The 26,055-nt window shown below is 44.0% G+C and carries 30 protein-coding genes; 18 read left to right on the top strand and 12 right to left on the bottom strand.

The window, feature by feature from the left end:
- The first annotated feature begins 31 nt into the window (after positions 1-31).
- Entirely contained in the window at positions 32-793 is a 762-nt protein-coding gene (locus tag NCCP2222_RS03280) for a FixH family protein (protein ID WP_248509568.1), read from the top strand.
- An 81-nt stretch (positions 794-874) separates the two neighbouring features.
- On the opposite strand, the gene NCCP2222_RS03275 is transcribed toward NCCP2222_RS03280, so the two are convergent.
- Positions 875-1,420: a manganese efflux pump MntP gene (locus NCCP2222_RS03275; RefSeq protein WP_248509567.1), complete on the bottom strand. Its 546-nt coding sequence runs from the start codon at positions 1,418-1,420 to the stop codon at positions 875-877.
- A gap of 140 nt (positions 1,421-1,560) precedes the next feature.
- Between NCCP2222_RS03275 and NCCP2222_RS03270 the strand changes: the two genes are divergently transcribed.
- From NCCP2222_RS03270 to NCCP2222_RS03255, 4 genes are all read left to right on the top strand, one after another.
- Positions 1,561-2,001 carry an OsmC family protein gene (locus tag NCCP2222_RS03270; protein WP_248509566.1) on the top strand — a complete coding sequence of 147 codons (441 nt, stop codon included), beginning with the start codon at positions 1,561-1,563 and terminating at the stop codon, positions 1,999-2,001.
- A gap of 163 nt (positions 2,002-2,164) precedes the next feature.
- Positions 2,165-2,497 carry an ASCH domain-containing protein gene (locus NCCP2222_RS03265; RefSeq protein WP_238080227.1) on the top strand — a complete coding sequence of 111 codons (333 nt, stop codon included), beginning with the start codon at positions 2,165-2,167 and terminating at the stop codon, positions 2,495-2,497.
- Between the two features lie 13 nt (positions 2,498-2,510).
- Positions 2,511-2,951 (top strand): DUF2269 family protein, encoded by a 441-nt coding sequence (locus NCCP2222_RS03260; RefSeq protein WP_248509565.1) that lies wholly within the window; start codon positions 2,511-2,513, stop codon positions 2,949-2,951.
- 175 nt (positions 2,952-3,126) lie between these two features.
- Positions 3,127-3,972 carry a GNAT family N-acetyltransferase gene (locus NCCP2222_RS03255; protein WP_248509564.1) on the top strand — a complete coding sequence of 282 codons (846 nt, stop codon included), beginning with the start codon at positions 3,127-3,129 and terminating at the stop codon, positions 3,970-3,972.
- Positions 3,973-4,038: 66 nt separating this feature from the next.
- Here the strand turns inward: NCCP2222_RS03255 and NCCP2222_RS03250 are convergent, their stop codons facing one another.
- The 4 genes from NCCP2222_RS03250 to NCCP2222_RS03235 all read right to left on the bottom strand — a co-directional run bounded on the left by NCCP2222_RS03250 (position 4,039) and on the right by NCCP2222_RS03235 (position 8,833).
- Positions 4,039-5,217 carry a pyridoxal phosphate-dependent aminotransferase gene (locus NCCP2222_RS03250; protein WP_248509562.1) on the bottom strand — a complete coding sequence of 393 codons (1,179 nt, stop codon included), beginning with the start codon at positions 5,215-5,217 and terminating at the stop codon, positions 4,039-4,041.
- 470 nt (positions 5,218-5,687) lie between these two features.
- Positions 5,688-6,425, bottom strand: coding sequence for a hypothetical protein (locus NCCP2222_RS03245; protein ID WP_248509561.1), 738 nt, complete (start codon positions 6,423-6,425; stop codon positions 5,688-5,690).
- A gap of 152 nt (positions 6,426-6,577) precedes the next feature.
- A complete protein-coding gene (gene pepF / locus NCCP2222_RS03240; protein WP_248509559.1) occupies positions 6,578-8,395 on the bottom strand; it encodes an oligoendopeptidase F in 1,818 nt (605 codons plus the stop codon).
- 141 nt (positions 8,396-8,536) lie between these two features.
- Positions 8,537-8,833, bottom strand: coding sequence for a hypothetical protein (locus NCCP2222_RS03235; RefSeq protein ID WP_248509557.1), 297 nt, complete (start codon positions 8,831-8,833; stop codon positions 8,537-8,539).
- Between the two features lie 67 nt (positions 8,834-8,900).
- Between NCCP2222_RS03235 and NCCP2222_RS03230 the strand changes: the two genes are divergently transcribed.
- Genes NCCP2222_RS03230 through NCCP2222_RS03215 form a run of 4 tightly spaced genes read left to right on the top strand, consistent with a single transcriptional unit; the run spans position 8,901 to position 11,041 of the window.
- Positions 8,901-9,317: an NUDIX hydrolase gene (locus NCCP2222_RS03230; RefSeq protein WP_248509555.1), complete on the top strand. Its 417-nt coding sequence runs from the start codon at positions 8,901-8,903 to the stop codon at positions 9,315-9,317.
- Positions 9,314-9,781, top strand: a complete 468-nt coding sequence (locus NCCP2222_RS03225; RefSeq protein ID WP_248509553.1) for an NUDIX hydrolase — start codon at positions 9,314-9,316, stop codon at positions 9,779-9,781. Before NCCP2222_RS03230 ends, NCCP2222_RS03225 begins: the two co-directional genes overlap by 4 nt.
- Positions 9,763-10,581, top strand: coding sequence for a class I SAM-dependent methyltransferase (locus NCCP2222_RS03220; RefSeq protein ID WP_248509552.1), 819 nt, complete (start codon positions 9,763-9,765; stop codon positions 10,579-10,581). Before NCCP2222_RS03225 ends, NCCP2222_RS03220 begins: the two co-directional genes overlap by 19 nt.
- A 1-nt stretch (position 10,582) precedes the next feature.
- The gene (locus NCCP2222_RS03215) at positions 10,583-11,041 is read left to right on the top strand and encodes an NUDIX hydrolase (protein ID WP_248509551.1); all 459 of its coding nucleotides are present in this window, start codon (positions 10,583-10,585) and stop codon (positions 11,039-11,041) included.
- Between the two features lie 62 nt (positions 11,042-11,103).
- On the opposite strand, the gene NCCP2222_RS03210 is transcribed toward NCCP2222_RS03215, so the two are convergent.
- Complete coding sequence (locus NCCP2222_RS03210) at positions 11,104-11,547, bottom strand: hypothetical protein (RefSeq protein WP_248509548.1); 444 nt, start codon at positions 11,545-11,547, stop codon at positions 11,104-11,106.
- Between the two features lie 231 nt (positions 11,548-11,778).
- Here NCCP2222_RS03210 and NCCP2222_RS03205 point away from each other — a divergent pair, with 231 nt between their 5' ends.
- From NCCP2222_RS03205 to NCCP2222_RS03180, 6 genes are all read left to right on the top strand, one after another.
- Complete coding sequence (locus NCCP2222_RS03205) at positions 11,779-12,261, top strand: PaaI family thioesterase (RefSeq protein WP_248509547.1); 483 nt, start codon at positions 11,779-11,781, stop codon at positions 12,259-12,261.
- A gap of 135 nt (positions 12,262-12,396) precedes the next feature.
- A complete protein-coding gene (locus NCCP2222_RS03200; protein WP_309295940.1) occupies positions 12,397-12,639 on the top strand; it encodes a hypothetical protein in 243 nt (80 codons plus the stop codon).
- Between the two features lie 14 nt (positions 12,640-12,653).
- The gene (locus tag NCCP2222_RS03195) at positions 12,654-13,043 is read left to right on the top strand and encodes a DnaJ family domain-containing protein (RefSeq protein ID WP_248509546.1); all 390 of its coding nucleotides are present in this window, start codon (positions 12,654-12,656) and stop codon (positions 13,041-13,043) included.
- Positions 13,044-13,046: 3 nt separating this feature from the next.
- Entirely contained in the window at positions 13,047-14,288 is a 1,242-nt protein-coding gene (nagZ, locus tag NCCP2222_RS03190; protein ID WP_248509545.1) for a beta-N-acetylhexosaminidase, read from the top strand.
- A gap of 68 nt (positions 14,289-14,356) precedes the next feature.
- Positions 14,357-14,662 (top strand): DUF4870 domain-containing protein, encoded by a 306-nt coding sequence (locus NCCP2222_RS03185; protein WP_248509544.1) that lies wholly within the window; start codon positions 14,357-14,359, stop codon positions 14,660-14,662.
- A gap of 157 nt (positions 14,663-14,819) precedes the next feature.
- Positions 14,820-16,031, top strand: coding sequence for a dicarboxylate/amino acid:cation symporter (locus tag NCCP2222_RS03180; RefSeq protein WP_375709158.1), 1,212 nt, complete (start codon positions 14,820-14,822; stop codon positions 16,029-16,031).
- A 101-nt stretch (positions 16,032-16,132) separates the two neighbouring features.
- Here the strand turns inward: NCCP2222_RS03180 and NCCP2222_RS03175 are convergent, their stop codons facing one another.
- Positions 16,133-16,366 (bottom strand): YkuS family protein, encoded by a 234-nt coding sequence (locus tag NCCP2222_RS03175; RefSeq protein WP_238080209.1) that lies wholly within the window; start codon positions 16,364-16,366, stop codon positions 16,133-16,135.
- 265 nt (positions 16,367-16,631) lie between these two features.
- Here NCCP2222_RS03175 and NCCP2222_RS03170 point away from each other — a divergent pair, with 265 nt between their 5' ends.
- Complete coding sequence (locus tag NCCP2222_RS03170) at positions 16,632-17,216, top strand: YitT family protein (protein WP_248509539.1); 585 nt, start codon at positions 16,632-16,634, stop codon at positions 17,214-17,216.
- Between the two features lie 3 nt (positions 17,217-17,219).
- Here NCCP2222_RS03170 and NCCP2222_RS03165 read toward each other — a convergent pair whose 3' ends face one another.
- On the bottom strand, positions 17,220-17,585 hold the full coding sequence (locus NCCP2222_RS03165; protein WP_248509537.1) for a hypothetical protein: 366 nt from the start codon (positions 17,583-17,585) through the stop codon (positions 17,220-17,222).
- Between the two features lie 143 nt (positions 17,586-17,728).
- Between NCCP2222_RS03165 and NCCP2222_RS03160 the strand changes: the two genes are divergently transcribed.
- Both NCCP2222_RS03160 and NCCP2222_RS03155 read left to right on the top strand, forming a co-directional pair.
- Positions 17,729-18,952, top strand: a complete 1,224-nt coding sequence (locus NCCP2222_RS03160; RefSeq protein ID WP_248509536.1) for an MFS transporter — start codon at positions 17,729-17,731, stop codon at positions 18,950-18,952.
- A 111-nt stretch (positions 18,953-19,063) separates the two neighbouring features.
- Entirely contained in the window at positions 19,064-20,644 is a 1,581-nt protein-coding gene (locus NCCP2222_RS03155; protein WP_248509534.1) for a BCCT family transporter, read from the top strand.
- Positions 20,645-20,695: 51 nt separating this feature from the next.
- Here the strand turns inward: NCCP2222_RS03155 and NCCP2222_RS03150 are convergent, their stop codons facing one another.
- The 4 genes from NCCP2222_RS03150 to NCCP2222_RS03135 form a co-directional block, all read right to left on the bottom strand.
- Entirely contained in the window at positions 20,696-21,427 is a 732-nt protein-coding gene (locus tag NCCP2222_RS03150; protein ID WP_248509532.1) for a metallophosphoesterase family protein, read from the bottom strand.
- 1,138 nt (positions 21,428-22,565) lie between these two features.
- On the bottom strand, positions 22,566-23,120 hold the full coding sequence (locus tag NCCP2222_RS03145; RefSeq protein WP_248509531.1) for a hypothetical protein: 555 nt from the start codon (positions 23,118-23,120) through the stop codon (positions 22,566-22,568).
- Positions 23,121-23,344: 224 nt separating this feature from the next.
- A complete protein-coding gene (locus NCCP2222_RS03140; RefSeq protein ID WP_248509530.1) occupies positions 23,345-24,499 on the bottom strand; it encodes a M20 metallopeptidase family protein in 1,155 nt (384 codons plus the stop codon).
- A gap of 85 nt (positions 24,500-24,584) precedes the next feature.
- Complete coding sequence (locus tag NCCP2222_RS03135) at positions 24,585-26,009, bottom strand: YfcC family protein (protein ID WP_248509529.1); 1,425 nt, start codon at positions 26,007-26,009, stop codon at positions 24,585-24,587.
- Positions 26,010-26,055 lie beyond the last annotated feature (46 nt).

Below are 26,055 nucleotides of genomic sequence, written 5' to 3'. Positions count from 1 at the left end.
TTAAGCATGTAATGTGAGAGGAGCAAATCGAATGAAGAAGATAAGTTGGCTAATTAGTGCTGGCATGGTAATGATGCTGGTAGCCTGTGGAGCAAGCAAAGACAAAGCAGCTCCAGATTCCTCGGAGAGTGAAGAAATCCTTCCCATTTCCGTAGAATTGACTGTACCTGAAAAAGCGGAGGTCAATGAAACCATTGTTATGGAAACGGTGGTTACCCAAGGCGAAGAGCAAGTGGATGACGCGAATGAAGTGGTCTACGAGATTTGGGAGGAAGGAAAGAAAGAGGAATCTTACAAGGTCGAGACATCCAATGAAGGAAAAGGCCTTTATAAAGCCGAAACCTCCTTTGAACATGACGGCCAGTTCCATATTCAAGTCCATGTCACAGCGCGTGATATGCATACGATGCCGGAGAAAGTTGTAACGGTCGGCAATGGTGGAAACAATACTGTGGAAGAAGGCCATGAGCACGGCGGTGACCATGAACACGGGCATAGCGAAGGATTCTCCATGCATTTCATGGAACCGGATGCACCAGCTGCTGGCAAGTCGACAGACTTAGTGACACATTTGCAAATGAACAACGAACCTTTGGAGAATGTAGAGGTCCGTTACGAAATCTGGAAAGAGGGGCAAGAAAAACACGATTGGGTAGATGCTGAGGAGGCTGCGAAGGGTGAATATCATTCTTCCTTTACATTCCAGCAAGCCGGGGAATACACAGTCAAAATCCACGTTAAAGATGACAACGATTTGCATGAACACGAAGAAAAAACAGTCGAAGTAAAATAAGCAAAAGACCGCGTGCAGAAAATGCTGCGAAAAGGAAAACGATCCTGTTCGCGGTTGCACGCGGTCTTTTTATTACAAGCATCAGATGAAAATTTCATATAAGCCAATCAGTACAAGAAGTACTCCCGCGATTCTGTCGGACTGCTGGCCGAACCACGTATAGCCGATCCGATGGCCAAGTTTGACACCAATCCCGATGGAGATGAATGAAAACACTCCGATGGAAAGGGAAGCCAGGAAAGGGGGAACTCCTGTAAATCCTGCTCCAAACCCTATGGTCAGGCAATTGATCGCCAGAATAAAACCAAGCACGATCGACTCCTTCCAGTGTATGGTCGTGATCCGTGAAGGATTGCCCGTCGACTGGCTGCCTGGTTTTAAAATGAACCAGCAGCCTAGACCAATTAGAGCGAGACCGCCCAGAATGTTTGCGACATTCATCGGAATATATCCGGAAATCCAGCTGCCTGCCAGAATGGAGAAGTAGGCAAAAAGCATGGAAATGAAAGAGATGACCACATTATACACGATCGGTATACGATGATAACGTAATCCGTATGACAGACTGATGCCCAAATTGTCCAAGTTTGCAGCTATTCCAATAAGAATGATGGTTAGCAATTGCATTTTCATCCCTCCGCAATTGACGTTTCGTTTTGTATTTATATGATTGGGTCATCAGGAGAGAGTGGGCGTGGAGTCAGCATCCAAGGAAAGGATGCGGCAATCATGATATGATGGAAGGACATGAAGGAGGGCCAGATACTATGGCAGAACATCAATTTCATTTGAAAGCGGACTGGCCGGGTCTCCGCAATGACGTGGGAACGATTGAAGCGCTCCATTTAAAAACCAAGGTTTCGATTCCGATTGAAATGGACGGTCCCGGAATTGGAACAAATCCGGATGAGATGCTGCTTGGAGCGGCTGCGACATGTTATATCATCACATTGGCTGCGATGATGGAGAGAAGCCATATCGAGAAGCGGAGTTTGACGATGGAATCCGTCGGTATCGTGGATGTGACGAACGGAGTCATTACATACAAGAAAATTATCCATAAGCCGGCCATTACTTTGATGGAAAATGCATCTGAGGCAGAGCGGGAACTGACAAGACAATTAACTGCAAAGGCCGAAGCTTCTTGTATGATCAGCCGGGCACTCAGAGGAAATGTTGAGGTATTGGTGGAAGAAAACATTCGGTAATGCCAAGCTGCCAGACAAAAAATGTTCAAAAAATACCTGATGTACCTTTGTGCTGCTGGAGGATTTTGAAACAATCATGGTAGAATGGCGTTATCGTGCTTTGATCCGGCTTTAGACTGGAAAATTGATAAAGTACTTTTGATTGACGAAGGAGAGAATAATAATGACTGATTATCCGAAAAAAACATGTTCCGTAGAACGCCTCGTAACCGTACCTGCGGATGTTAAAAAAGTATTGGAAGGCAAGAAGACAGCGACACGACGAAACGGTGTCTATGCATATCCGGGAGAAATTATGGTGCTGGAAGGCAAGGAGTTCAAGGTTGATAAGCTATATGCTCAAACACTTGGCGAATTGACGGAAGAGAATGCAAAACAAGAAGGCTTTGATAATCTTGAAGACTATAAACAATCCATACTGTCCTTACACCCTAAAATGCCATGGCTTCCGACGATGAGCGTGTGGGTGCATGAATTCAGCGCTGTAGAGAATTAACATAGGCCGTTTCATGAATGTTACGGTCTATGACATAATCCTGTATTTCCATATCGTAAGTGCCGTCCTGGCAATTGGTCCATTGTTTGTACTGCTTCTTGTCATTAAACAACTGAATGGCGTGCAACGGGAGATTGAGCGGTCCTATGTGTCGCTCATCTCTGTGGCCGTCCGTTTCATTATGCATGCAGGGCATGCTTTAGTATTGACGGGCGCTCTCCTCATTCTGTTTGGACCATGGCCTTGGTATACGTCCTGGGTGATTATGACACTCGGCGTCATGCTGTTATCTGCTTTTTTTCTAGCAAGCGGCTTTACAAGGGTGCTTAGGCGCTTCGGGCAGGCAGAGGATAAACGCATCATTTTGAGTAGACTATGGAATACGACATGGATTTACATACTGCTGATGTTAGTCATGTTGTGGCTGATGGTGCAAAAGCCAATACTTTGGTAGCGTTCCGCTGTACATATCATGGTATCTAAAAGAAGTAGATGCTCAATGCAAAAAGGCTGAGATATTTCATCTTAAAGCCTTTTTTTGTTGGCCTGCTCCGCCAGATGGATGAAAAAATTGGATGACAAGTACAAGAGGGAACGGTATAATCTTCAAAACAGAATGGGGTGGGGTTATGAGGTTTAAGCAATATGAAGATGCAGATCGTTTCGCTCAGGTGGCGGAACCGATTTTAGAGCAGGGAGAAGATGTGAACAGTCTGTTTTACGGTGTCTTGCAGGCCATTCGCGCTGGAAAATATGCAGATCCTTTTATGGGAATTGTCGAAGAGGAAGGCGAATTATTGGGACTGTTCCAAATGACGCCTCCGCATGCATTAAACATTATTGTTGCAGCAGAAGATCGGATCGAGGAAATATTTCAGGAAGCAATACGGTATATTCTCGAACATTCCATTCCTGTGCAATCAATCATCAGTCAAAAACCTTGGGCAGAGCGATTTTCAGCAGAGTGGGAAAAGCAAACTGGCCAGACTTCAGTTGTATTAATGGACCAAGGCCTGTATCGGCTTGATGTAACAGATGAGTCTCTCGTGCACAGTCCGGGAAATTGGCGTAAAGCGATCGAAGGGGACAGCTCATTAATTGAAGAATGGTACAATGCCTTCGAATCAGATACCCATCTGCCAGTAACGGACTTAAATGTGGTAAAGGAAAAGGTTTCTAAATTCATTGAGGACGGGGAAGTCTTCGTATGGGAACATGATGGTGAGGTTGTTTCCATGATGAAAAAATCAAGACCGACGAAAAATAGCATCACCGTGTCACTGGTGTTTACGCCGTCTGATCAGAGAAGGAAGGGATATGCCCGTTCATTAGTGGCGCATGTCTCAAAAGAACTTCTTCAAGAGTATGCGTTTTGTGTCCTTTATACAGACATGCTGAATCCGACGTCCAATAAAATCTATAAGGAAATCGGTTATCAACATATTGCAGATTCTGTTCATATCGGCTTTATGTGAAAGAAGAAATCAGGTGGAGAAAACTAGACGTTTTCTCCACCTGATTCATTTTATTGGATACATGCTTCATACCCCGCTCGGTGAAAAGATGCCGAGGGTGGCAATTCTTCCTACAGCTTCACGGATGCGTTCCTCGCTGGCCAACAGCCCGACCCGTACATAACCTTCACCGTGCGTGCCAAATCCGATGCCTGGGGTGACAACTACACCTGCCTGCTGCAGGAGAATGTCGGCAAATGCTTCACTTGTATAACCAGGCGGCACTTTCAACCAAGCAAAAAAGGAGGCTTTAGGAGCTGTCACATCCCAGCCGATCCGCCTGCATTCGGATATGAGAACATCCCGTCGCCGCTCATACAAATCGGTCATGTCCTTGACGCATTGCTGGTTTTCAGATATCGCAGCAATCGCGGCATGTTGGACTGCCGGAAAAATGCTGATGAATAAATAATCTTGCAAACGTCTAAAGGCTTCGATCATTTGTCGATTTCCAACCGCAAAAGCGACACGCCAGCCAGCCATATTATAGGTCTTTGAAAGCGTATACATTTCTACGCCAATATCTTTGGCACCTTCCGCCTGAAGGAAGCTGACAGGCTTTTCACCATCAAATCCAATACCCCCATACGCCATATCATGCAAAATGAAGATGTCATGATCTTTGCCAAATTGAATCGCCTCATCGAAAAAAGCACGGGAAGCTGTGGCGCTCGTCGGGTTGTTCGGATAATTTAAATACATCAGTTTTGCCTGTTCCGTCTGCTCCTTCGTTAATAAGGAGAAATCAGGGAGGAACTGATTCTTTTCCAACAAAGGCATCGTCGCATATTGTATATCTGCTAGACTGACGCCCGATAAATAATCAGGATACCCGGGATCGGGCAAAAGCAGGAGGTCACCCGGATTCATCATGGCTAGCGGCAACTCGACTAGACCGATTTTGGACCCACCGATAATCGCCACTTCGGTATCCGGATCCACATCAACATCGTATTCCCGTTTATAAAAGCCGGCCACTGCCTGTCTCAATTCAGCAGTTCCATTGAATGGCGAATACCCATGAGTTTCTGGCTTCTCTGCCGCTTCTTGCAGCGCCTTAATAATGTGGGGAGGCGTCGGCTGGTCCGGATTCCCCCTGCCTAAATTGATAATATCCTTACCGGCTGCCCGTGCGGCATCCACCTTCTTCACCAGTGACGAAAAGAAATGGGGCGGCATTTGTTGCAAACGATTTGAAATCAGCATTCAACAACCTCGTTCCTTGATATTAGATTAGTCTGACTAGTAACTCCTTTCATCGTACTATATCGTATTGAAGAAATCTATCTTATATTCTGATAGTTTTTTGTAGTGTAGATTTACTTAGTTAGAGGGTCAGGATGGATAATGAGGTTAAGGAGCTTAGTAGCAAGCAGTCAAGGAGGGGGCGGTTACGGGGTTGATTGAATGCTTCATGTTTATTGGTCAGTTTTACAGATATATCGGCTACTTTATCATCAGCACTCGCCGGCATAAACGAGCGGTCGCAGAACATATACGAGCTGTTGGAGATTAGATACAAGTGGTTACAGACAGATACGAGCGGTTAGGGAACTGATACGAGAGGTTCGCGAGGATATACGAGCGGTTCAAGGTGAGATACGAGCGGTCTGAAAGGTCTATGCCCCCAAAAAACAAAAACCAGACGGTATGAAACACTCCGCCTGGTCTATTTCTCATTTGCCGTTGTCCATAATAAAGGCAAGCAGAGAAGTCCAATGATCCATTTCTTTCTTTATCGCCATATATTGGCCCGATTGCTTCTTTAAACGCTTGTCCAGGTTTGAATAGAACCGAATGACTCGAACCGGTTTTTCTTCATCGTCTAGTACGAGTTTCATTTCCAATGTGGCGACTTTCCGGTAGATGATTTTCTTGGCCACAGGCAGTTTGGATTTCGTTTCTTCTTTCCATTCTTGGCCAAGTGCAGCCAATCGTTCGTCTGTCCGCTCATCAGGATTTTTAAAACGTTCTTGCCGGATACCGTTTTCAAACACTTCTACTGCGAGCAGATCTTTGTATCCGTATTCTACTATTTCATAAGGCATGGAAGCATAGGCTTTGTTTACATACTTTCCGTCCCGTAGAGGAGGCACCCACAGATATAATTTACGGTGCTTCTCATCGATCGCTATTTTTGACAGCAGATCATAGGAAACATAAGCATGAGATTCGGTATACGATGGTTTTGCCGGTTGGAAAGTCTCCAAATGCGCTTGTTGTTTCTGTTTGGCTTTTCCTTCCGCTCTCCCGGAAAGATAGAGGAACAGGATGGCGAAGCCGAAAAATAATGCAAAAAATAAAAAGGCCGCCAAAATGGAGTCTTGCCGTATCAATACAAATAACGCGATGGTTCCAATGATTGGTGATAAACATCCTAAGCGGATAAACCAATTGGATTCTGTTGAACGCATGGAATTCACTCGTTTCTCAAATAAACTAGTCTCTCTTTATGATACCGAAAGATTACATGATTGACAATTGCATGACGAATAGAAGGGTAATTTGGCGGCGAGTGGAATTAAAAAAGCGAAGGAAACGGGATGCATTTCCTTCGCTGACTCTATTATGCTTTTGCCGCTTCGATTTCGTCGGTCAATTCGACGAGTTGATCGATCAGCTCACCGATATAAGCGATTGTATCCAATAAAGGCTGTTCCGTCGTAATGTCGACACCCGCCATTTTTGCAAGTTCCGCAGGCGATTTTGTACCGCCGGCTTGCAATACTTTCAACCAATCTTCAACAGCAGGCTGCCCTTCGGAAAGAATCCGCTTGGAAACTTGTGTGGAAATAGTCAATCCGGCACTGTATGTGTACGGATACAAGCCCATGTAGTAGTGAGGCTGGCGCATCCAAGTCAGTTCTGCCCCTTCATTGATTTCCACGTCGTTACCCCAGAATTCTTCCAAGACTCCGCGTTTCAAGCTGTTCAATACGTTGGCGTTCACGCTGCCGCCCTCATCAATTCGGTCATAGACTTTTCGTTGATAAGCCGCTTCCAGCAAGTGTGTAACGAAGTTGTGATAATACGTACGGGCCACAATGGAAGAAATAACCCATCGTTTGAATTTAGGATCATCCGAATTCGAAAGCAAGTGGTTCGCCATCAGCATTTCATTCATCGTGGATGGTGCTTCGATGAAGTAAAGGGATGGACGTGAATTGAAGATGTTCTGATTCTTATGAGCATTGTAGAAATGCCCTGCATGTCCAAGTTCATGTGCCAAGACAAAGACATCTTCCATGCTGCCAGTCCAGGAGATTAGGATATACGGATGGACTCCGTACGGGCTGGAACAGAAAGCACCTGTCGATTTGCCGACATTCTGAGCGAAATCCGTCCAACGTTCTTTGTAGGAACGGTCCACCATGTCAATATAGTCTTCACCCATGATGGCAAGTGCATCATCAATATATTTCTTTGATTCCTCGATCGTGATTTTCGGCTCATAATTCGGATCGAGTGGAATTTTCAAGTCGGAGAAAGTCATTTCATCCAGTCCATGAACCTTTTGAAGGAGCTTTGCATATTTTCGCATATGCGGCGCCAATTCTTTCATAATCAAGTCGATTTGGCGGTCGTACATGGAACGGTCTACTTCTTGACTAAATAATAAATAATCGAAAACTGTTTCATAACCGCGCAGGTCGGACATCGTCTTTTCTTCTTGTAAGTGCATATCATATGTTTTGGCTGTCGTATGCTGGTATTCTCGTAACTTTGCATGGAAAGCATCGTATGCAGCTCTGCGTTTCTTTGTATCTGGCTCTGTTTCCCAGCCGCCTTCAAAAGAAGTGTAGCTGAGCGGATACTTCTCACCATCCACTTCGAATTCGCCAAAGTTAATATCGACAAGCTTCGTCGTGTTGTAAAGGCCATAAGGCGCGTTCAATACAGAAGAAAGTGCCGCCAATGTCTTTTCGACTTCAGGATGAAGGCGATATGGTTTCTCGCGCAGAATTTCTTGCAAATAGAGATTAAATTCCTCGGATTGCTCCGCAGCGGATTGCAATAATTCAGCAGGGAGCTCAGAAAGCTCGCTTGTGACGAATGACAATTGACTGCCTAACTTAGCAGAGATCGAGCCAAATTTGCTGGAGCGCATTTGTGCTTCGTCATTCGTTTGGTCTTCACTCATGGCTAGGCTTGTATACGTACCGATCGGCACCAATTTTTCATAGATGGCAGCATAGCCTTTCAACGCTTCAATGATGGACGTTTCGTCGGCAATGTTACCCTTGAACTTGTCCGCATAAGCGGCAACCTCTTGTTCAAGTTCTTCAATCGCTTTGTTGTAATCGTTTTCGGATTTGAATAAATCACCCAAGTTCCATGTTTCTTCAACTTTTACTTCGGAACGTTTCGGCAAGCTTTTTACCATTCTCATCTCTCCCTTTTATTACGGTATTCGAACTAATATTAAGTATATAGCAGATTGATTGAAAAGTAAAAATGAATAGAAAGATTCTGCCGCTTTTTATTCTTGAACATTGTCCAGAAATTTCTACAGCCTTTCAAACTCTTATTTTCGCGTCTTTTCAATTTCCTCTGCCACGACAAAAGCAAGCTCGTCATTGCCGAAAAGCTGCAATAAATCAAGCATCGTGTCATTTTCTACCACTATATCATCATACGTTTCCTCGGAAGCCAGCAGTTGAGTCAAAATTTCGTTGTCTCTCTGAGTGGGATAGGCAGTTCTGTAAAGTACATGGGGGTCAAGTTCTTTTCTCTGACACCACTGAATGAAAAGCCGAATCATCACCATTTCATCTTCCTGATAAAGTTCAATAATTTTCTTCTGAAAGGTTTTTTTGTCCATGATTGTTTAAGTTCCTTTCCTCCATTATGATTCAAAGTATACTGCAAAATAGAGGGAGATGCTGGGGATGAGAAGATTGGATGTTGTATACACATTAATCGCAAAAGAGGAAAAAGTAGTTTTGGTGAAGAATAGGAAATATGATAACTGGACATTGCCAGGGGGATCGGTAGAAGAAGGCGAGACACTGGAAGAAGCTGCAGTGAGAGAAGTATGGGAGGAGACAGGTCTTACTGTCCAAGTGAAGAAACTGCTCGCGGTGAATGAAACGTTCAGAGAAAAAGAAGGCAATCACGTTCACTTTTTCACTTTTTTAGCACATCAAGTGAATGGGGATTTGGCTGTTCAGGACAAAGAAGGCATTTTGGAAGTGGACTGGAAGGACATGGAGTTTGCCGATCGCCAGATGCCTTATTACGAAGGCGGGATTCGGGGATTGCTTCGTGAATCCATACCTTACTCGTTTCAAGGAGTGCAGAATTGAAATGGCCCGCCTCTCTGCCGAGGGTGAAAACGTTAGGCTGTATATGGTCGGATAAGCGTTTGCTCGTCGAAGAATGCAGAGGTCCCCATTCTAGCGGGGAAGGCATTTACTATCGACCGCTTGGAGGAACAGTCGAGTTTGGCGAGCGTTCGGATGATGCATTGAAACGGGAGTTTTTTGAGGAAATTGGGGAGCAGGTGAAGATTGTTTCCTATATCGGTTGTTTGGAAAATATTTTTTCGATCCAGTCCGAAATGGGACATGAAGTGATTCAGCTATATGACGTCGAATTTGTGAAGGAAAGCAATTATTTGCGTGACCGGTTTAGGGTGCATGAAGGTGAAAAACAGGGTTGGGCAAAATGGATTGCATTTTCCGAATTTATTGAAGGGAAAGCAATTCTCTATCCTGAAAAGCTTACATCCCTACTAGAAAGGGGAGCGAGATGGAACAAAAACAAATGAGCAAAAGAAATCAAGTCGGATGGAACCAATACGCTTATGAAGCCTGGGTAAGGAGACATGGCAGTCCGAGCGACTATGCAAAAGAATTGCAAGCCGCCCCGGCAGATAAAGTGATGTATTACCTAAAAGAAATGGGAGAAGTCAATGGAAAAAGGATCCTGAACCCGCTTGGCTCGAAAGGCAATAAAGCGGTATGCTTCGCTTTGCTTGGAGCTGAGGTGACAGTTGTGGATTTATCAGAGGGCAACCGGCAATATGCCATGGAGCTAGCTGAAGCAGCGGGAGTTCCTCTTACCTATATCGTTGGGGATCTGCTGGACACGCCTCTTCATGACGCAGGAAAGTTCGATTTTGTTCTTCTGGAAATGGGCGTCCTGCATTATTTTGCTGAATTGCCTACGTTATTTAAGAAGATCGCCAGTTTGTTAGCTACAGACGGTATCTTTCTTATTCGGGAATATCATCCGTACGTCGCAAAAGTGATGTGCAATAAAGATGGCGAGGCTGTCTTTGAGGGGAATTATTTTGATGAATCATATACTGAGGAAGATGTCGCATATGCATCTTTACTACCGGAAAGCATCCGTCCGCAGCTTGAAAAGAATTTGATCAGGAGATGGACGATAGCTGAAGTAATCAATTCGTTAATCGTGTCTGGTTTTCACATTGTTAAAATGAAGGAAGATCAGGGAGTGAGCTGGGCCTTTCCAAAAGGAGCACCAGCAGGGATTGAAGACCGGCTTCCGGGAACGTATGCTTTGATTGCAGTGCCTTATTACGTAAGCCAAAGGGGAGTGTAGTATGGGTTATATCGAAGATTTGCGGGCTGAGGTTGGCAACCGGCCGTTGCTGCTGACGGGTGTCGGCGTTGGTGTTCTGAATGACAAGGGAGAAATCTTGCTGCAAAAGAAGGTGGATGGGCGCTGGGGCATTCCGGGCGGCTTCATGGAGCTCGGAGAAACAGCCGAAGAGACCGGCAGAAGGGAAGTTTTGGAGGAGACGGGCATTGAGATTGGCAAGATGCAGCTCGTTAGCGTATTTTCGGGCCCCCAGACTCATACAGTCTTACAAAATGGAGACGAATATTATTCAGTGACCTTGATTTACGCAACAAACGAAGTAATGGGGGGAGAACTTAAAGCAGATGGAGTAGAGACGGCAGAGGCGGGCTTCTTTCCAATTCGCCAATTGCCCGAGCAATTAAGTCCTGCTGTTCAAACTATGATAAAAAGCTATGCCGCACAGATGGGGATATACTAATCGTTAAACCGGAAAAAAGATGTCTTCTTGGACGATCGCAGAAGACATCTTCTCTTCTATCTTTATGAACGGTTAGAGGCGATGAAGCGGACAATCCAATCACCATCTAGCGGTCCATCGACAATTCTGTAGTACAGCATGGAGTTCTGGATGATGAGATTTTCATTTACAACGATGGTGATCGTATTCCCAGTCCCATCTTTCAGAATGATATTAAACTCCTCTATGTCATCTTGTAGTGTGATTTCTTCAGGTTTTAGCTTTTGGACACGATAGTCCTGCAAGAATTGAAGCAGCTGGTCTACTTCATACTCATCGTCGATGACCCATGTTTTAGCAGGAGCACCGAAGATGGGGGGAGTCGTGAAAACCAGTGACTGGAACTCCACATCCATCGACTGAAGCAAATCCTCGAAACGTCTTTCATTATACGCATTAATTTCATCAAACATTGCATACGCCCCTGCGATTACAAGTGCGAGTAACAGTACAGCTCTTGTCTTCATAACCATTTCCTCCTGGAGTCGTTTGTTTAGTATACGCATGCCGCAATACTTTGGAATAGTACATATGCTATGTGACAGAGAGGCAAAACATTAATGGTCAGGTGCAAATGCGGAGCATGCAGAAATTTTTTAGACAGCTAGTAAATGCCAGTGCCATAAAATCTTTGCAAAGTAATCGGTAGAGTAGTGTTATAATTAAAAGAAATTAGACGACTAAAGGGAGGAATGTTCATGAATACGGAAATGAATAAGGCAATCCAGGATGAATATCCAGACGATTTTGCCTGGTGTTTTGGCTGTGGGCGATTAAATAAAGATGGTTATCATTTCAGGACCGGTTGGGATGGGGAACAAACGGTCACATATTATGATCCGGAAGAGAAACATATTGCGATACCCGGTTTTGTATATGGCGGGTTGATCGCTTCCTTAATTGACTGTCATGGAACCGGTTCTTGTGCACTCGCACTGCATCGTAAAAATGGACATGAGCCAGGAGATGGTGCGGAAGTCCCTCGCTTTGTAACTGCTTCATTGCAGGTGAACTATCGCAAGCCGACGCCCCAGCATGTTGAATTAAAGGCAGTGGGAACAGTAGAAGAAATCCATCCGAAGAAGTTTAAGGTGGAAGTACAAGTATTTGCTGGAGAGGAACTGTGTGCAACGGGTGAAGTAGTTGGTGTCGTGATGCCGGCTTCTTTTACAGCGAAGTAATATGCTTTTCCTAAACATCGTGATGAAACGATTATCATGGTTTCCCCGTAAAGGAAGTACTGCTGTTCTTCGGTAAAATGACGAAATAGCCGGAAATGAATTACAGAATAAAAAGTAAAGGTATAGGTGAAAGACATGGTGATGTTATATGTTTTAGGAATTGTAGCGGTTGTAATGTGTGTCCCCATCACGGCGATCATCACAGACCATAAACAAAAAGCAATTAAATTCAAGGCAGATATCGTTCGACAGGAAATTGAACTGGAAAAATTAAAGCAGCAGAACTTCATTATTGAAACGGAAAAAATGAAGTTGGAGCTGGAGCAAATGAAACTGGATTATTCAAGCGGAGCGAAGGAGCTCATTAAAATCGACTAAGGGAGGCCGTGAAGATGGCAGATGATTATGTAACCCCAAAGTACAACGATTTGATTGGAGATATACTAAAGCGGCATACGGATGACGGCGGAATGGAAAATTTAAAAGGGCAGGGCAAGCCGCTCTCTAAGGAATACTTTTCGGGTGATACATTCCAGCACTTTCAGAAAATCGCAAAGGATGCAGGATACAAACCCCATTGGCTCAAGTTGCAGCATGAAATACGTGATGAATTAAACGACATTTCCTTTCAAATGAAGCAGGATGCTTCACTCGATATGCAGGAGAGGATTCAGCAGGTCAATGAAAAGATCGCCGAACATAATAAACACTGTCCACCTCCATTTGTCAAAGGAAAAGTGAGTGTTCAATCGGTCGAGACAGCCAAAAATTTCTGGAATTGATTCATGAGAAAATGGCTGATTTTATTTCTGGCATTTGTCTTGCTTCTTTCAGGCTGTTCTGTAGGAAAGGAAGATGCATCATCATCCAGCCGTACAAACACGGTATTTCTTGAGGAACGTAGTATGCCAAGCGATTTTACTATCCCTAATGTCGATGCGATTGAAAGTTTATTAGAACAAATGACAGTCGAAGAGAAACTTGGTCAATTATTTATTTTTGGATTCGAAAGCAAAAGTTTTTCGCCGCAATTGAAAGAAATGATACAAAAACATCATATAGGCGGTCTTATTCTGTTAGGCAGGAATGTGTCAACGGCTGATCATATGGTAGCTGTATTAAATGAGGCGAAAGCTGCTAATCAAGTGAATCAAATCCCTTTATTCCTTTCAGTTGACGAAGAGGGCGGCCGTGTATCCAGATTGCCGAAAGGAATCCGGAAACTCCCTTCTGCACAAAAGGTGGGGCAAAGGCAGAATGGAGCGTACAATTATCGGACAGGCGAGTATTTGGCGGAGCTGCTACAGTCTTTTGGGTACAATATGAATTATGCACCAGTGCTAGATGTTCACAGCAATCCAGCCAATCCGGTCATCGGTGACCGCGCATATGCGAGTAGTGCACAAGTTGTTGCTGATTTAGGTATCGAGACGATGAACGGCATGAAAGACCATGGTGTCATTCCTGTCATTAAGCACTTTCCAGGGCATGGGGATACAGCAGTCGATTCGCATCACTCCTTGCCAGTTGTCGAAAAGAGTCTTGAAGAATTGAAGCAGACTGAATTACTGCCATTCCAACAAGCCATAGACAAGGGTGCGGATGTTGTCATGGTGGCGCATGTCGTATACCCTGCTTTAGATTCCAAATGGCCAGCTTCCATGTCCAGCAGCATCATTAGCGATCTGCTGCGTGAGCAAATGGGTTTTCAAGGTGTTATCATTACGGATGATTTGACAATGGGCGCGATAACGAATGACCATTCGGTTTCCGAAGCAGCATTGCAATCCTTTTTAGCAGGAAGTGATGTGCTGCTCATCGCTGGCGATGAGGATGAACAATTGAAGACAATACAGTTGTTCAACAAGTCAGTTGCTTCAGGTGCCATTTCCGAGGAACGCTTGAATGAGAGTGTACGACGGATCTTGGAATTAAAAGAGGCTTATGGCTTGGAAGATGATCCGGTTCAGTCGTTCGATGCGGCCGTCGTCAACAATACGTATAAAAAATTAGTGGAAAATCAATAGAGTGATGAAACCTTTATTTTCTTTACCCGTATAAAAGATAGAAAGTAAAAGAAAATGGAGGTGCTACTGTGGAAAACACAGGTCTAAAAGTATTAGTTCACGCCAGCGCATTTTTTGCACCTTTTTTAGTTCCATTCATCCTCTATCTAGTTGTTGATGATCATGAAATAAAGAGGTTGTCCATTCAAGCCTTGTTGTTCCAGGTTATGATGGGATTTGCTATAACCGTTTCGATAATCTTAAGCTTTGTTTTGATCGGAATTCCGCTGCTCATCGCTTTTGGATTGGCAACGATCATTGTTCCGGTTCTGGGCATTATTAAGGCGTTGAATGGTGAAACATACAACTATCCGATTGTCGGTAGGTTTTTCTAAACAATAAATAAGATCGCAGAGGACATCGCCTACGAGCGGGTTCCTGCGATCTTTTGTTTTGTAAAGCGCCAAAATCCTTAATTGAGCATTCATGAAGGCAGTGGGACTTGTATAAGATGTAGTGATCTGAAATTTTTGAAAGGGGATGGGGATGAAGATCAAGTTTACGCTCATGACACAAATATTCATTGCATTTGTTCTGGCCGTTCTGCTGGGAAGTCTGTTCGGGGAGAATATCAATTTTTTAAAGCCGTTCGGTGATTTATTTCTGCGTTTAATAAAATTCATCATTGCTCCGCTCATTTTATCGACGCTTGTTGTAGGAGTCGCAAGCTCATCTGATCCTAAACAGCTGGGACGGATTGGACTCAAAACAATGGTATATTACTTGGCAACAACGGCGATTGCTATTTTGATCGGCCTGCTTATCGCATTTATTATTTCTCCTGGAAAAGGAGTGTCACTTGATTCGGAAGGACTTGTTGCGCCGGAAGCGGCTACACAGGAACCGCAGAGTGCTATTACGACATTATTGAATATCGTGCCCGATAATCCGTTTTCCGCTCTCGCATCAGGCAATATTCTACAGATCATCTTTTTTGCTTTATTCATTGGACTGGCGATTACGCTGGTAGGGGAAAAGGCACAGCCGGTCTACCGATTCTTTGAAGGATTTTCCGAGGTCATGTACAAAATAACAGGGATTGTTATGAAGGTAGCACCAATCGGGATTCTTGGCCTTCTTGCTCCAGTTGTCGGCCAATACGGTTTGTCCGTGCTTCTTCCATTGCTCAAGGTAATTGTCGCGGTTTATCTTGCCTGTATCTTGCACGCATTGATCGTCTATTCCACAGCAGTGAAGGCATTTGCGAAAATGAGCCCGCTCACGTTCTTCAAGGGAATATCGCCAGCTGCACTTGTCGCTTTCAGTACGGCCAGCAGTGCTGGAACTTTGCCGGTGACGATCAAAAATACGAATGAAAACTTAGGCGTACCGAAAAAAATCTCGAGTTTTGTCCTGCCTCTAGGTGCCACAATCAATATGGACGGCACAGCTATTTATCAAGGCGTCGCAGTTATTTTTATCGCCCAATTTTTCCAATTGGAGCTCTCCTTTGTTCAGCTGCTGACTGTTGTTCTCATTACCATTCTTGCATCGATCGGAACTGCAGGAGTACCTGGAGCGGGCATGATCATGCTCGCCATGGTGCTAAGTTCAGTAAATATGCCGCTGGAAGGGATCGCTTTAATTGCTGGAATCGATCGGGTCCTCGATATGATGAGAACTTCTGTCAATATTATTGGGGATGCTTCTGCTGCGGTTGTGGTGGCAGGCACAGAAAAAGAAGAGGACAGCGCAGTTTCATAGACATATGAGAAACATGAAAAAGCGGCAGAAACTACACGGTTTCGCCGCTTTTTTATGTCCGGAATATACTAATCGTTTCCATACCTACAGGTACGGCCGAATTATCGATTCAACCGTTCTTCCACACTGTCAACGATATCTTGGACTGAACGTCCTTCCACGCTGACGACAGGGAAGTCAAACTGATCGACGTTGACATCTCCTAAAGCACGGACGACACCAATATCGCACCCGTTTACATTCTCGTCGCTTTCAAACATTTCTACTTGGTAGCCTTTTTCCTCCAATGCTTGTTTGACATCAGTAAATGGGTTTTCTACAGCCACTTTTGCCATTTGAAGCACCTCCATGTTGTATTATTCTCTCCACCCATCTCTTCCCGCTGACAAATTGGTTAAACATGGGCAGCGGAACTTACATCAATGTTGGCTGGTAAAGGAATGAGCATAACAAACAACAGCAGAATTTTTTAAAAACACGGCAAATCAGCATGAATTCAAGGTGAGATAGAATGATTACAAACCAATTTGGCAGGAAAGTTTGATACTTTCGGCATGACTATCATATACATCTAACAGACGAAAGTTAGGTGGGGAAATAGTGGAATTTATAAGGAAAGCAACGGCCGTAGGAATCGGATGTCTATTTATCTCGATTGGAATCAATCTGTTTCTCGTACCCTTCGGATTTTTAGAGGGCGGCGCTTTGGGTATTAGTTTAATCCTTCACTACATATTGAACGTTAAAGTTGGATTAACATTTTTGCTGATTAGCATTCCGATTTTTATTGCGGCATGGTTTTTGTACAGGCCATTTTTCTATAATGGGATACACGGCCTGTTATGTTCCTCTGTCATTATCGATATGCTTATGCCGCTTAGAGAAGCGGGTCTGAGCGACAAGATGAATCCATGGCTGGGTGCTTTTACAGCGGGAGTCTGTATTGGTATGGGAGCTGGTCTCATGTTAAGGAAGGATATAAGTATCGGCGGGACAGACCTATTGGCACAAATGGCTGCTAAAAAGTTATCCATGAATCCTGCACTGATGATTCTTTGTTTTGATGTCATCATTGTGTCAATTGGCACCATGCTTCTCAGCCATGCACGGCTTGGATTATCTTTGGCAACCGTCACTACAATAGGAATTACAGCCAGCTGCATTGTGGCCTATCAAAAAAAGTGATCATCATATTGATGGATCACTTTTTTCGTGTTTCCGGAAACCCGCGAAAGCATCAATAGCGGTCGTCACTATCGTTGCGAGACCAATACCGATAATAATCCACCGGACTTGTCCGTAAATATCCTCTGGAGCTTTTTGAAAAATGGAGGCGAAAAAGGAAGCGACGGCATGTTGGATGATCGCAGGATTTATGACGAATATGGAAATGAGGCAAATCCAAAGCAAGTTAATGATGAAATTGCCAATGGCCAGAGTCTTTGTCCATTCCGAGGCAAATGCTTTGTAGCTTGCAATTACAATTTCAATAGTGATCAATAGCATGGCGGCAGGCATCAGAGAGGCGAGAGACGCGCTACTGATAAATCCCAATGGTTTCATCCTTTCTACCTGAGTTTACAGGTAGTGTACCCAGTAATCTGCACAATTTAAACGGAGGATCTCGTCTCCAAATGTAGGAACAAGTCATGTATACTGAAAAGTACATTCAGTATAAAGGAGGTTGATTTCAAATTATGACGACCAAGGAAGTAAACAGCCATTTACCTGTATATCCCATCATGTTTGCAATTGGGGGCTGTCATTTATTGAACGATACATTACAGTCCGTCATTCCGGCCATGTTCCCTGTGCTAGAGCAGGAAAGGGGTCTCAGCTTTACACAGCTTGGCTTCATATTTTTCTGTTTGAATATGGTTGCTTCGGTGTTGCAGCCGGTTGTTGGTTATTTCAGTGATCGTAAACCAATGCCTTATGCACTTCCGATTGGAATGACCTTTTCCATGCTTGGCATGGCCGGATTAGCCTTTGCCCCAAGCTACGCTCTCATTTTACTTTCTGTCATTGTGCTCGGATTAGGATCAGCGGTTTTCCATCCGGAAGGATCACGGGTTTCTTTTTTGGCCGCAGGCAATAAACGCGGATTGTCCCAATCGATCTACCAAGTCGGCGGGAATTCCGGGCAGGCGTTAGCCCCCTTAATCAGCGCCTTCATTCTTGTTCCGCTTGGGCAAATCGGGGCGGCGGTCTTTATTTTGGTTGCTGCACTAGGCATTTACATATTAACGAGAATATCGAGATGGTATAAAGAACAGCTGGATCAGGAGAAAAAAGCAAAGCGTAAAAAAGTAGTTCTGAGCACCATCGGAAAATTGACAAGCAAACAAGTAGGAACCGCCTTAACGTTATTGTTCATCATCATTTTTGCCCGTTCTTTTTATGTGACAACGATTACGAGTTTTTATGTATTTCACTTAATTGATCATTACAATTTGAAAATTGAATCGGGACAGCTATACATATTCCTCTTCATGGCATTAGGAGCAGCAGGAACATTTTTCGGAGGTCCGATGGCAGACCGAATTGGCCGCAAGAAGGTCATTGTCCTATCATTGCTTGCTCCGCTTCCGCTATGTCTATTACTGCCCTACGCTCCGCTTTGGGCCGTATCCCTGCTTCTCATCGGAATCGGTTTCTTCATTATGCTTAGTTTCTCAGTTACTGTCATCTACGCGCAAGAACTCGTGCCAAGCAAGATTGGGACGATGGCGGGTTTGACAGTTGGTTTGTCATTTGGCATGGGAGCTCTTGGCGCGGTTGGCATTGGTATGCTGATGGATACAATCGGTGTTTATCAAACAATGATTCTTGCTTCGTTTCTTCCATTTATCGGCCTGGTGGGGCTCGGTTTGCCGAAGGATCAAAAAGTCGGTGCCGCAGTTTCAGCTTCTCCTAAATAAGGTATCTGCCATTCATTTTCGGATGAATGGTATTTTTATTGAAATTTTACGTTAGTCGGCTTGTATTTAGGGTATAGGAAAGACAATCAATCTATAGGAGTCGATTTAGTTTTGGACAGAAGATTTTTGAAGAACCCGGTGTTTTCCATTTCGGCAGTCGTCATTTTGGTGCTGGCCGTCTTGGGGGCAATCATGCCCGAACAATTTGGTAATGTGGCCAATGTGTTATACGGTTTTACTACAGCAAAATTTGGGTGGTTTTATTTGTTGGCAGTGTTTATTGTCATTCTATTTTTGGCGGGTCTGGCAATAAGCAAATATGGCGCAATCCGTCTTGGCGGAGATGATGAACGGCCCGATTATCCTTTCTTCACATGGATTGGCATGCTGTTCTCTGCCGGATTTGGGGTGGGCCTCGTTTTCTGGGGTGTCGCCGAACCAATGAGCCATTATTTTACCTCGCCATTAACTGGAGTGGAGTCTAAGACAGTGGATTCGGCTCGTGTCGCAATGGGGTATTCGTTTTTCCATTGGGGAATCTCTCAGTGGGCTATTTTTGGCATCGTCGGACTCGTTATTGGATTTCTACAGTTTCGAAAGAAAAAGGATGGTTTAATATCAACTGCAATGGAGCCGCTCGTCGGTTCAAATAAAATCGTGAAGACGGGGATTGATTCCTTTGCAGTCATCGCAACCGTCATGGGTATCGCGACATCTGTCGGAATGGGTGTCCTGCAAATGGGCGGCGGATTGGAATATGTTTTTCCAGTCAAAAATACATTTCTCATTCAATTGCTCATTATCTTTGTTGTATTTGTAGCTTATATGCTCTCGGCATCTACAGGTTTAAGTAAAGGGATTGCCTATTTAGGAAACTTTAATCTAGGAATGGCGCTTGTCCTGCTTGCATTCTTCTTCATTGTCGGACCAAAAGTGTTTATCCTGGAGAGCTTCACATTGGCGATCGGGGATTATATTAATAATTTCATTCGTTATAGTTTACGCCTCCAACCCTATCAGGGAGGAACGTGGGTCCAAGAGTGGACCATCTTCTACTGGGCTTGGACAATCGCCTGGTCTCCATTTGTCGGTGCATTTGTTGCCCGCGTATCCAAAGGGCGGACGATCCGAGAATTTATTGCAGGCGTCATGGTCATTCCGCCAGTGTTTGCCTGTATGTGGATCGCAACGTTAGGGGGGACTGCTCTCTATAATGATTTGAACAACGGCACGCATATTGCGGAAGCTGTAGATGCCGAGGTCACATCAGCTGTATTTGAAACATTTAAGCATATGCCATTCACAAACGTGCTTTCTGTGCTGGCAATTATCTTGATCTTTACATTTCTCGTAACTTCCGCGGATTCCGCGACTTACATTTTAGCGAGTATGACAACGAAGGGGAATCTGTTTCCACCATTGATTGTCAAAGTCGTTTGGGGCTTTTTGATGTCAGCTATTGCAGCGGTGCTGCTATATGCTGGCGGCTTGGAAGCGCTGCAGACCGCGTCGCTCGTTTCGGCCTTGCCATTCACACTCTTTTTGCTGCTGCTCGTGTTCTCCATGATGAAATTGCTGAAAAAGGAACCGATCACCGTTCGGCCGACCGACATTCGGCGATTCGAACACATTGAAAAAGCAGTGAAGAAGAAAGCGAATAAGAAGTCTAAGAGAGAAGCAAAAGTGGAATAATGGAAAAACCGGTGCTTTTATAGGCACCGGTTTTTCTTATGTAAGTCAATTTTATTCTGAGGGCTCTTCAGATATTAATTTTACGGAATAAGGAGTGAGACCGGGCAGTTCCAGACAATTCAACTGGCCGCCATATACAGCACCACCATCAATTCCAATAATATTATTCTCCCCCAAAAAAATGGAGTGGTTAGTATCATCTTTATATAAATACTTGGTTGGAGTGTGTCCGAACACTACCTTTTTTTCACCACTATAGCCATTATGGAAAGGATCGCGAATCCAGAGAAAATCCCTTTCCTCCGTCTCATGGATAGGCGTTTCAGGATGAACGCCTGCATGCACGAAGATGAAATCGTCTAGTTCTATATAAATGTCTAAAGAGCAGATGAACTCAAGATGCTTCTTCAGTGCATCCGAGGAAAGTTGAGGCTGCTCAAACGGTAGATCGGGAGAAACGATATACTCCTCTTCGCGAAAGCCGTAGCTGCGCAATGTTTCATTTCCTCCATTCCGGTCCACCCAATGACGCCATGGCCGTTCTTCTCCACTCGTTAATGCTTTAATCATCATATCTTCATGGTTTCCCTTGAGGACAATCGCGCCAAGCTCGCGAAGCTGCATCACTTTGTCCAACACCGCTTTTGAATCTTCCCCCCGATCTACATAATCACCGAGGAGAATCAGCTGATCGGTGCCAGGCTCATAATTAATCTCACTCAATAATTGATTGAAAGCTGTAATCTCTCCATGAATATCACTTATTACCAATGTCCGTTTCACATGCGACAACTCCTTATTTATTCTTTTTATTCTACCTGAGAGATGAGTGAACCGTAAGAAAGATGCTTGTTTTAAAATAGATAGACGGCATGGAGGAGAAGGGTCGCTTGGTTAATCAAGTATGCTAAAAAAGTATTAACTTGCTATTAAATGAAGCGAGCGGTTCCGCAAGCAGATACGAGAGGTTTCCTTGCATAATCGAGCGGTCACGGAGAATTACGAGCGGTTGACGAAATATACGAGAGGTTGGAATGATTTACGAGCGGTTGATGAAATATACGAGAGATTGGAATGATTTACGAGCGGTTGATGAAATATACGAGAGGTTGGAATGATAAACGAGAGGTTCAAACCATCGGGGAGTATGGCGTTATAATCTCTTTATTCAGCCATACCAGAGAGAACCACTAGCTGGCAAAGTCCTTAACGTGAACCAACAAATAACAATGCCATTACGAGTTCGCTTAACGAGAGAAAACGTGAAAACAACATACTGTAAGTTAGAAACCTAATCCACAAGTACTTTGTTCTATCAAAATCAACATAAAAAAACGCACAGAAATGTGCGTTTCAGAGCGTAGACAAAAGCATATTAATTGTTGTCGCGTATAAAAATAATAAGCAACTGTTGCTCACATAAGATTCTTAATAAAGTTGATTTCCGCTTCTGGCGGTCGCTTTCCGGGGGGCGGGCGGTGAGCCTCCTCGTCCGCTGCGCTTCCTGTGGGGTCTCACCTGTCCCGCTCATCCCCCAGGAGTCGCCGCCTTCCGCTCCAATCAACGGATGTTCTGCTAACAAGTTATGTTAGTAATAATTAAAATGATGAACCTTGTATATAGGAAGTTAAAGGAACTTTCATATTTACTTAATCATAAAGAAATTATATTAAAGGCAGGGAGCGCAACGTAGACTCCTATGGGAATAGCTTGAGCTGAAGACCCCACAGGAACGAAGTGACGAGGAGGCTGAAGCCAAGCCCATGGAAAGCGAAGTTGCGCTCCCTGCCGGTTAGTTTATGCATTTCTATTCATCTCGAAGTGACTTTGTCTACAGTCTGAAACGCACAGAAATGTGCGTTTTAAATCCGATATTTCTAACTTAACAAACGCACCCTTTAGCTTTAAAAAGGATTAATAGTTACTTGATTAGTATTTTTATTTCCTTTTCATGTTTTTTTACTAAATCATTCAAAAAGTCATTTGCCTTTTTATCAAATTCCTTTAGGTTCTCTTCATCATACCCGTCAGCACCAACCATTTCTTGTATGTAGGCATTTACATACGAATCTTGTTCGCTCCTTATTTCAGCATACTTCTTGTAATATTCTTCTTTTTCCATTCCGAGCTTATCTGCTTGGGATGTGATAAACTCTTGCATTCTTACCTCTCCTTCTTCAAGAGGAAGAGATAGCATAATTTCTTTCCGAACAGCTTTGTCTTCAGAAATGTCTAGATTCATTTTTTTAGCTTCCTGGAGCATTAATTCGAACTTTACAATCCCCTCAATGTTATTTAAGACATCATCATCTGAATACAGAAATCGTAAGTCACCTATTGTAATTTCTTTGTCTCCAACAATTGCTGCCACATCACTGTTTTTGTAATCTTTCATGCTACCTTGAACATTAGAACTACATCCCATTAGGGAGATAATTAAAGACAGTAAAATTATTAATATAGGAATGCCTCTCATAAAAACACCTCCATAAAATAATTCTTATTATTAAGTAATACGATTTAGAATACAAAAAGTTCCAAATTGTTTGTGCGATAATAAAGCACCGGTTGTCTAGAGACCTTCAATCTCGCTATATCAAAAAAAGAGGACACCAATTCATATACGAATTGTGTCCTCGATGGATCTGTTATTTAATGTTTTTTTCCCTTCTTCAACCGAAGGCGTTACAAAAAAACTGCTTATCCATGAAGTGCCAATTGGATCATCAATTCGATGCCTGCCGGGATTGCTGCTTCGTCGATATCGAATTTCGGATGATGGTGCGGGTATTGGCTTTTTTCACTTTGCATGCCGACATTAATGAAAACGCCGACTTTGTTCTTCAAGTAATAGGCATAGTCTTCTGCGCCAAGCACTGGCTCGTAGTCTACAAAGGCATCTTCACCAAATGTTTTCTCGATAATATCCTTCGCCACCTCACATGCTTCGGGGTGGTTATACAAAGGGGGTGTTCCCTCGATGAATTGATAATGTCCAACCGCACCGAAGCTTTCACAGATGGATTTCGTCAATTGCTCTGTTTTACTGTGCATGAGTGTAGCGCCTTCGAATGTTAATGCTCGGATGGTCCCTTTTAATAAAACCTTATTCGGAATGACGTTATAGGAATTGCCAGCTTGTAGTCCGCCTATGGAAATGACGCCTGCATGCAAGGGATTTAGATTTCGGCTGACGATTGATTGGAATGCCTGTATGACATGTGTAGCAATATAGATCGGATCCACCGTCTCGTGCGGGCTGCCTCCGTGGCCGCCTTTGCCTTCTATGACGATGTCAAAATCATCACAGGAAGCCATGGCGGGGCCAGTGGCAAATCCAATTTTCCCAAGAGGCATGTTGGCCATATAATGAATGCCGTAAATGACATCAACACCGTCTAAGATGCCTTCCTCGACAAGCTGTTTCGCACCGCTGGGCGAGGCCTCTTCAGAACTTTGAAAGATGAACAGTATATTATTGCGAATGTGCTGCGCATTTTCGCTCATCCACTTGGCGACTGCCAGCAATGTGGCTGTATGCCCGTCATGGCCACAACCGTGCATGACCCCGGGGACTTTGGATATATACGGTTTATCTCCTTCCTCCTCAAGTGGCAGGGCATCCATATCCGCTCGCAGGGCAATCGTTTTGCTTCCTTCTGTTCCTTTAAAAAATGCAATGACATTCGGTTCTGAGTAGCCATCGACTAATGGAATTTCGAATTCTGCTAATCTCGCTTTGATATAAGCAGCTGTTCCTACTTCTTGACCAGACAACTCAGGATACATGTGGAAATGTCTGCGCTGTTCAATCGTCCAATCGATCAGCGTTTGATCCAGTGATAATTTATTCATTTTGAAGCTCCTCATCTAGTATGGCTTGAATGTGAAGCAGCTTAAAAGCTTTTACTATCCAAGTGTATAATATTATTATAACCGATTAAAAAGGGCCATAGTGGATCAGCTGTGCCACGATGAGAAAGATGATCGAAATGACGATTTGTATGCAGATAAGTGGAGTCACCCATTTGATCCACCTTGTAAAAGGAATTCCTGCAACAGCAAGGCCTGCGAGCAGGACACCGGATGTCGGAAAGAGCGCGTTGGAAATGCCATCGCCCAGCTGGAAAGCAAGGACAGCCGTTTGTCTCGTGACGCCTACGAGGTCGGAGAGCGGTGCTAATATCGGCATGGTGAGAGCCGCCTGGCCACTTCCTGAAGGTACGAGAAAGTTGAGGAACAGCTGGACCAAAAACATTCCGATGGCGTTCAAAATAGGGGACAGTTCCCCAAGCACAGAAGATGCATAAAACAATATAGTGTCAATCAGCTTTCCGTCTTGTATGACAACAAGAATCGCTTGTGCAAAGCCAATAATCAAAGCACCGCCAATGAGTTCTTTTGCTCCGTCAATAAAGCTGTCCGCCATCTTATTCGGCCCCAATTTGCCAATTAAACCGATCACAACGCCAAATAGCAAAAATAGTGCAGCGATTTCTGTAATATACCAGCCTAATTTAATGACACCAAAAATAAGGATGATAAAGTTAAATAAGAACAAGGAAAGTATCCATTTATGACGGTTCGTCAGTTTCGTCATGTTTCCGGCATTTTCGATTGAATCATTTTGAAGATGGCCGGTGAACTTCAGTTCAGGATGGGTCTTCACTTTCTTGGCATAACGAAATACATATAGGACGCCTGCACTGTATAAAGTGAAGAATAACACGATGCGGAGACCGATTCCGGAGAATGTGGGCAGATCGGCTATACTTTGGGCGACGCCTATATTAAAGGGATTCAAGACTGCGCTCATGAATCCGATATTTGCACCGACAGATACAATAGCGAAACCGACAATTGCATCAAAACCAAGTGCAATGGCAAGAGGAGTGACGATTGCGATATAGACAATCGTTTCTTCCGCCATACCCATTAAGGTTCCGCCGGCACCAAAAAAGAGCATTAAGACTGGTATAAGCAATAGTTCTCGTTTGCCAAGCTTTCTTGTCAAACTTACAATCAAAGCGTCCAGCGCACCGGTTGCTTTTAAAATGCCAAAAGCCCCGCCAATGATAAGGACGAAGAAAATAATGCCCCCTGCATTGACCATCCCTTCATGAAAGCTCGTAAACGCATGGAAGAAACCGACAGGGGATGATTCTGACCAGTGGAAGGAGTTCGGAACGACAAGAGTCCGCCCATCCTTTTCCACCCGGTCATATTCACCAGCCGGCATGATGTATGTCATTGCGGCAGATAGGAGAACTACTAGGAATAATAAGACGAATGCATTAATATGGAGAGGTTTCTTTTTAGGTTGACCTGCGTACTGATGGCTGTTCTCAGATGTCTGTCTCTGCATGTCACTTGCTCCTTTGTTATTCATTATAATGTATTTTTATTCACTT

The sequence above is a fragment of the Sporosarcina sp. NCCP-2222 genome (assembly GCF_023168145.1).
GTDB lineage: Bacteria > Bacillota > Bacilli > Bacillales_A > Planococcaceae > Sporosarcina.
Note: the sequence above shows the minus strand (reverse complement) of the source record. Positions and strands in the feature narration are given on the sequence as shown.

Excerpts from the sequence above, each read along its gene's own strand:
- NCCP2222_RS03280 (WP_248509568.1), top strand. The coding sequence starts at position 32 with ATGAAGAAGATAAGTTGGCTAATTAGTGCTGGCATGGTAATGATGCTG.
- NCCP2222_RS03275 (WP_248509567.1), bottom strand. The coding sequence starts at position 1,420 with ATGCAATTGCTAACCATCATTCTTATTGGAATAGCTGCAAACTTGGAC.
- NCCP2222_RS03270 (WP_248509566.1), top strand. The coding sequence starts at position 1,561 with ATGGCAGAACATCAATTTCATTTGAAAGCGGACTGGCCGGGTCTCCGC.
- NCCP2222_RS03265 (WP_238080227.1), top strand. The coding sequence starts at position 2,165 with ATGACTGATTATCCGAAAAAAACATGTTCCGTAGAACGCCTCGTAACC.
- NCCP2222_RS03260 (WP_248509565.1), top strand. The coding sequence starts at position 2,511 with ATGAATGTTACGGTCTATGACATAATCCTGTATTTCCATATCGTAAGT.
- NCCP2222_RS03255 (WP_248509564.1), top strand. The coding sequence starts at position 3,127 with ATGAGGTTTAAGCAATATGAAGATGCAGATCGTTTCGCTCAGGTGGCG.
- NCCP2222_RS03250 (WP_248509562.1), bottom strand. The coding sequence starts at position 5,217 with ATGCTGATTTCAAATCGTTTGCAACAAATGCCGCCCCATTTCTTTTCG.
- NCCP2222_RS03245 (WP_248509561.1), bottom strand. The coding sequence starts at position 6,425 with ATGCGTTCAACAGAATCCAATTGGTTTATCCGCTTAGGATGTTTATCA.
- pepF (WP_248509559.1), bottom strand. The coding sequence starts at position 8,395 with ATGGTAAAAAGCTTGCCGAAACGTTCCGAAGTAAAAGTTGAAGAAACA.
- NCCP2222_RS03235 (WP_248509557.1), bottom strand. The coding sequence starts at position 8,833 with ATGGACAAAAAAACCTTTCAGAAGAAAATTATTGAACTTTATCAGGAA.
- NCCP2222_RS03230 (WP_248509555.1), top strand. The coding sequence starts at position 8,901 with ATGAGAAGATTGGATGTTGTATACACATTAATCGCAAAAGAGGAAAAA.
- NCCP2222_RS03220 (WP_248509552.1), top strand. The coding sequence starts at position 9,763 with ATGGAACAAAAACAAATGAGCAAAAGAAATCAAGTCGGATGGAACCAA.
- NCCP2222_RS03215 (WP_248509551.1), top strand. The coding sequence starts at position 10,583 with ATGGGTTATATCGAAGATTTGCGGGCTGAGGTTGGCAACCGGCCGTTG.
- NCCP2222_RS03210 (WP_248509548.1), bottom strand. The coding sequence starts at position 11,547 with ATGAAGACAAGAGCTGTACTGTTACTCGCACTTGTAATCGCAGGGGCG.
- NCCP2222_RS03205 (WP_248509547.1), top strand. The coding sequence starts at position 11,779 with ATGAATACGGAAATGAATAAGGCAATCCAGGATGAATATCCAGACGAT.
- NCCP2222_RS03200 (WP_309295940.1), top strand. The coding sequence starts at position 12,397 with ATGGTGATGTTATATGTTTTAGGAATTGTAGCGGTTGTAATGTGTGTC.
- NCCP2222_RS03195 (WP_248509546.1), top strand. The coding sequence starts at position 12,654 with ATGGCAGATGATTATGTAACCCCAAAGTACAACGATTTGATTGGAGAT.
- nagZ (WP_248509545.1), top strand. The coding sequence starts at position 13,047 with ATGAGAAAATGGCTGATTTTATTTCTGGCATTTGTCTTGCTTCTTTCA.
- NCCP2222_RS03175 (WP_238080209.1), bottom strand. The coding sequence starts at position 16,366 with ATGGCAAAAGTGGCTGTAGAAAACCCATTTACTGATGTCAAACAAGCA.
- NCCP2222_RS03160 (WP_248509536.1), top strand. The coding sequence starts at position 17,729 with ATGACGACCAAGGAAGTAAACAGCCATTTACCTGTATATCCCATCATG.
- NCCP2222_RS03145 (WP_248509531.1), bottom strand. The coding sequence starts at position 23,120 with ATGAGAGGCATTCCTATATTAATAATTTTACTGTCTTTAATTATCTCC.
- NCCP2222_RS03140 (WP_248509530.1), bottom strand. The coding sequence starts at position 24,499 with ATGAATAAATTATCACTGGATCAAACGCTGATCGATTGGACGATTGAA.
- NCCP2222_RS03135 (WP_248509529.1), bottom strand. The coding sequence starts at position 26,009 with ATGCAGAGACAGACATCTGAGAACAGCCATCAGTACGCAGGTCAACCT.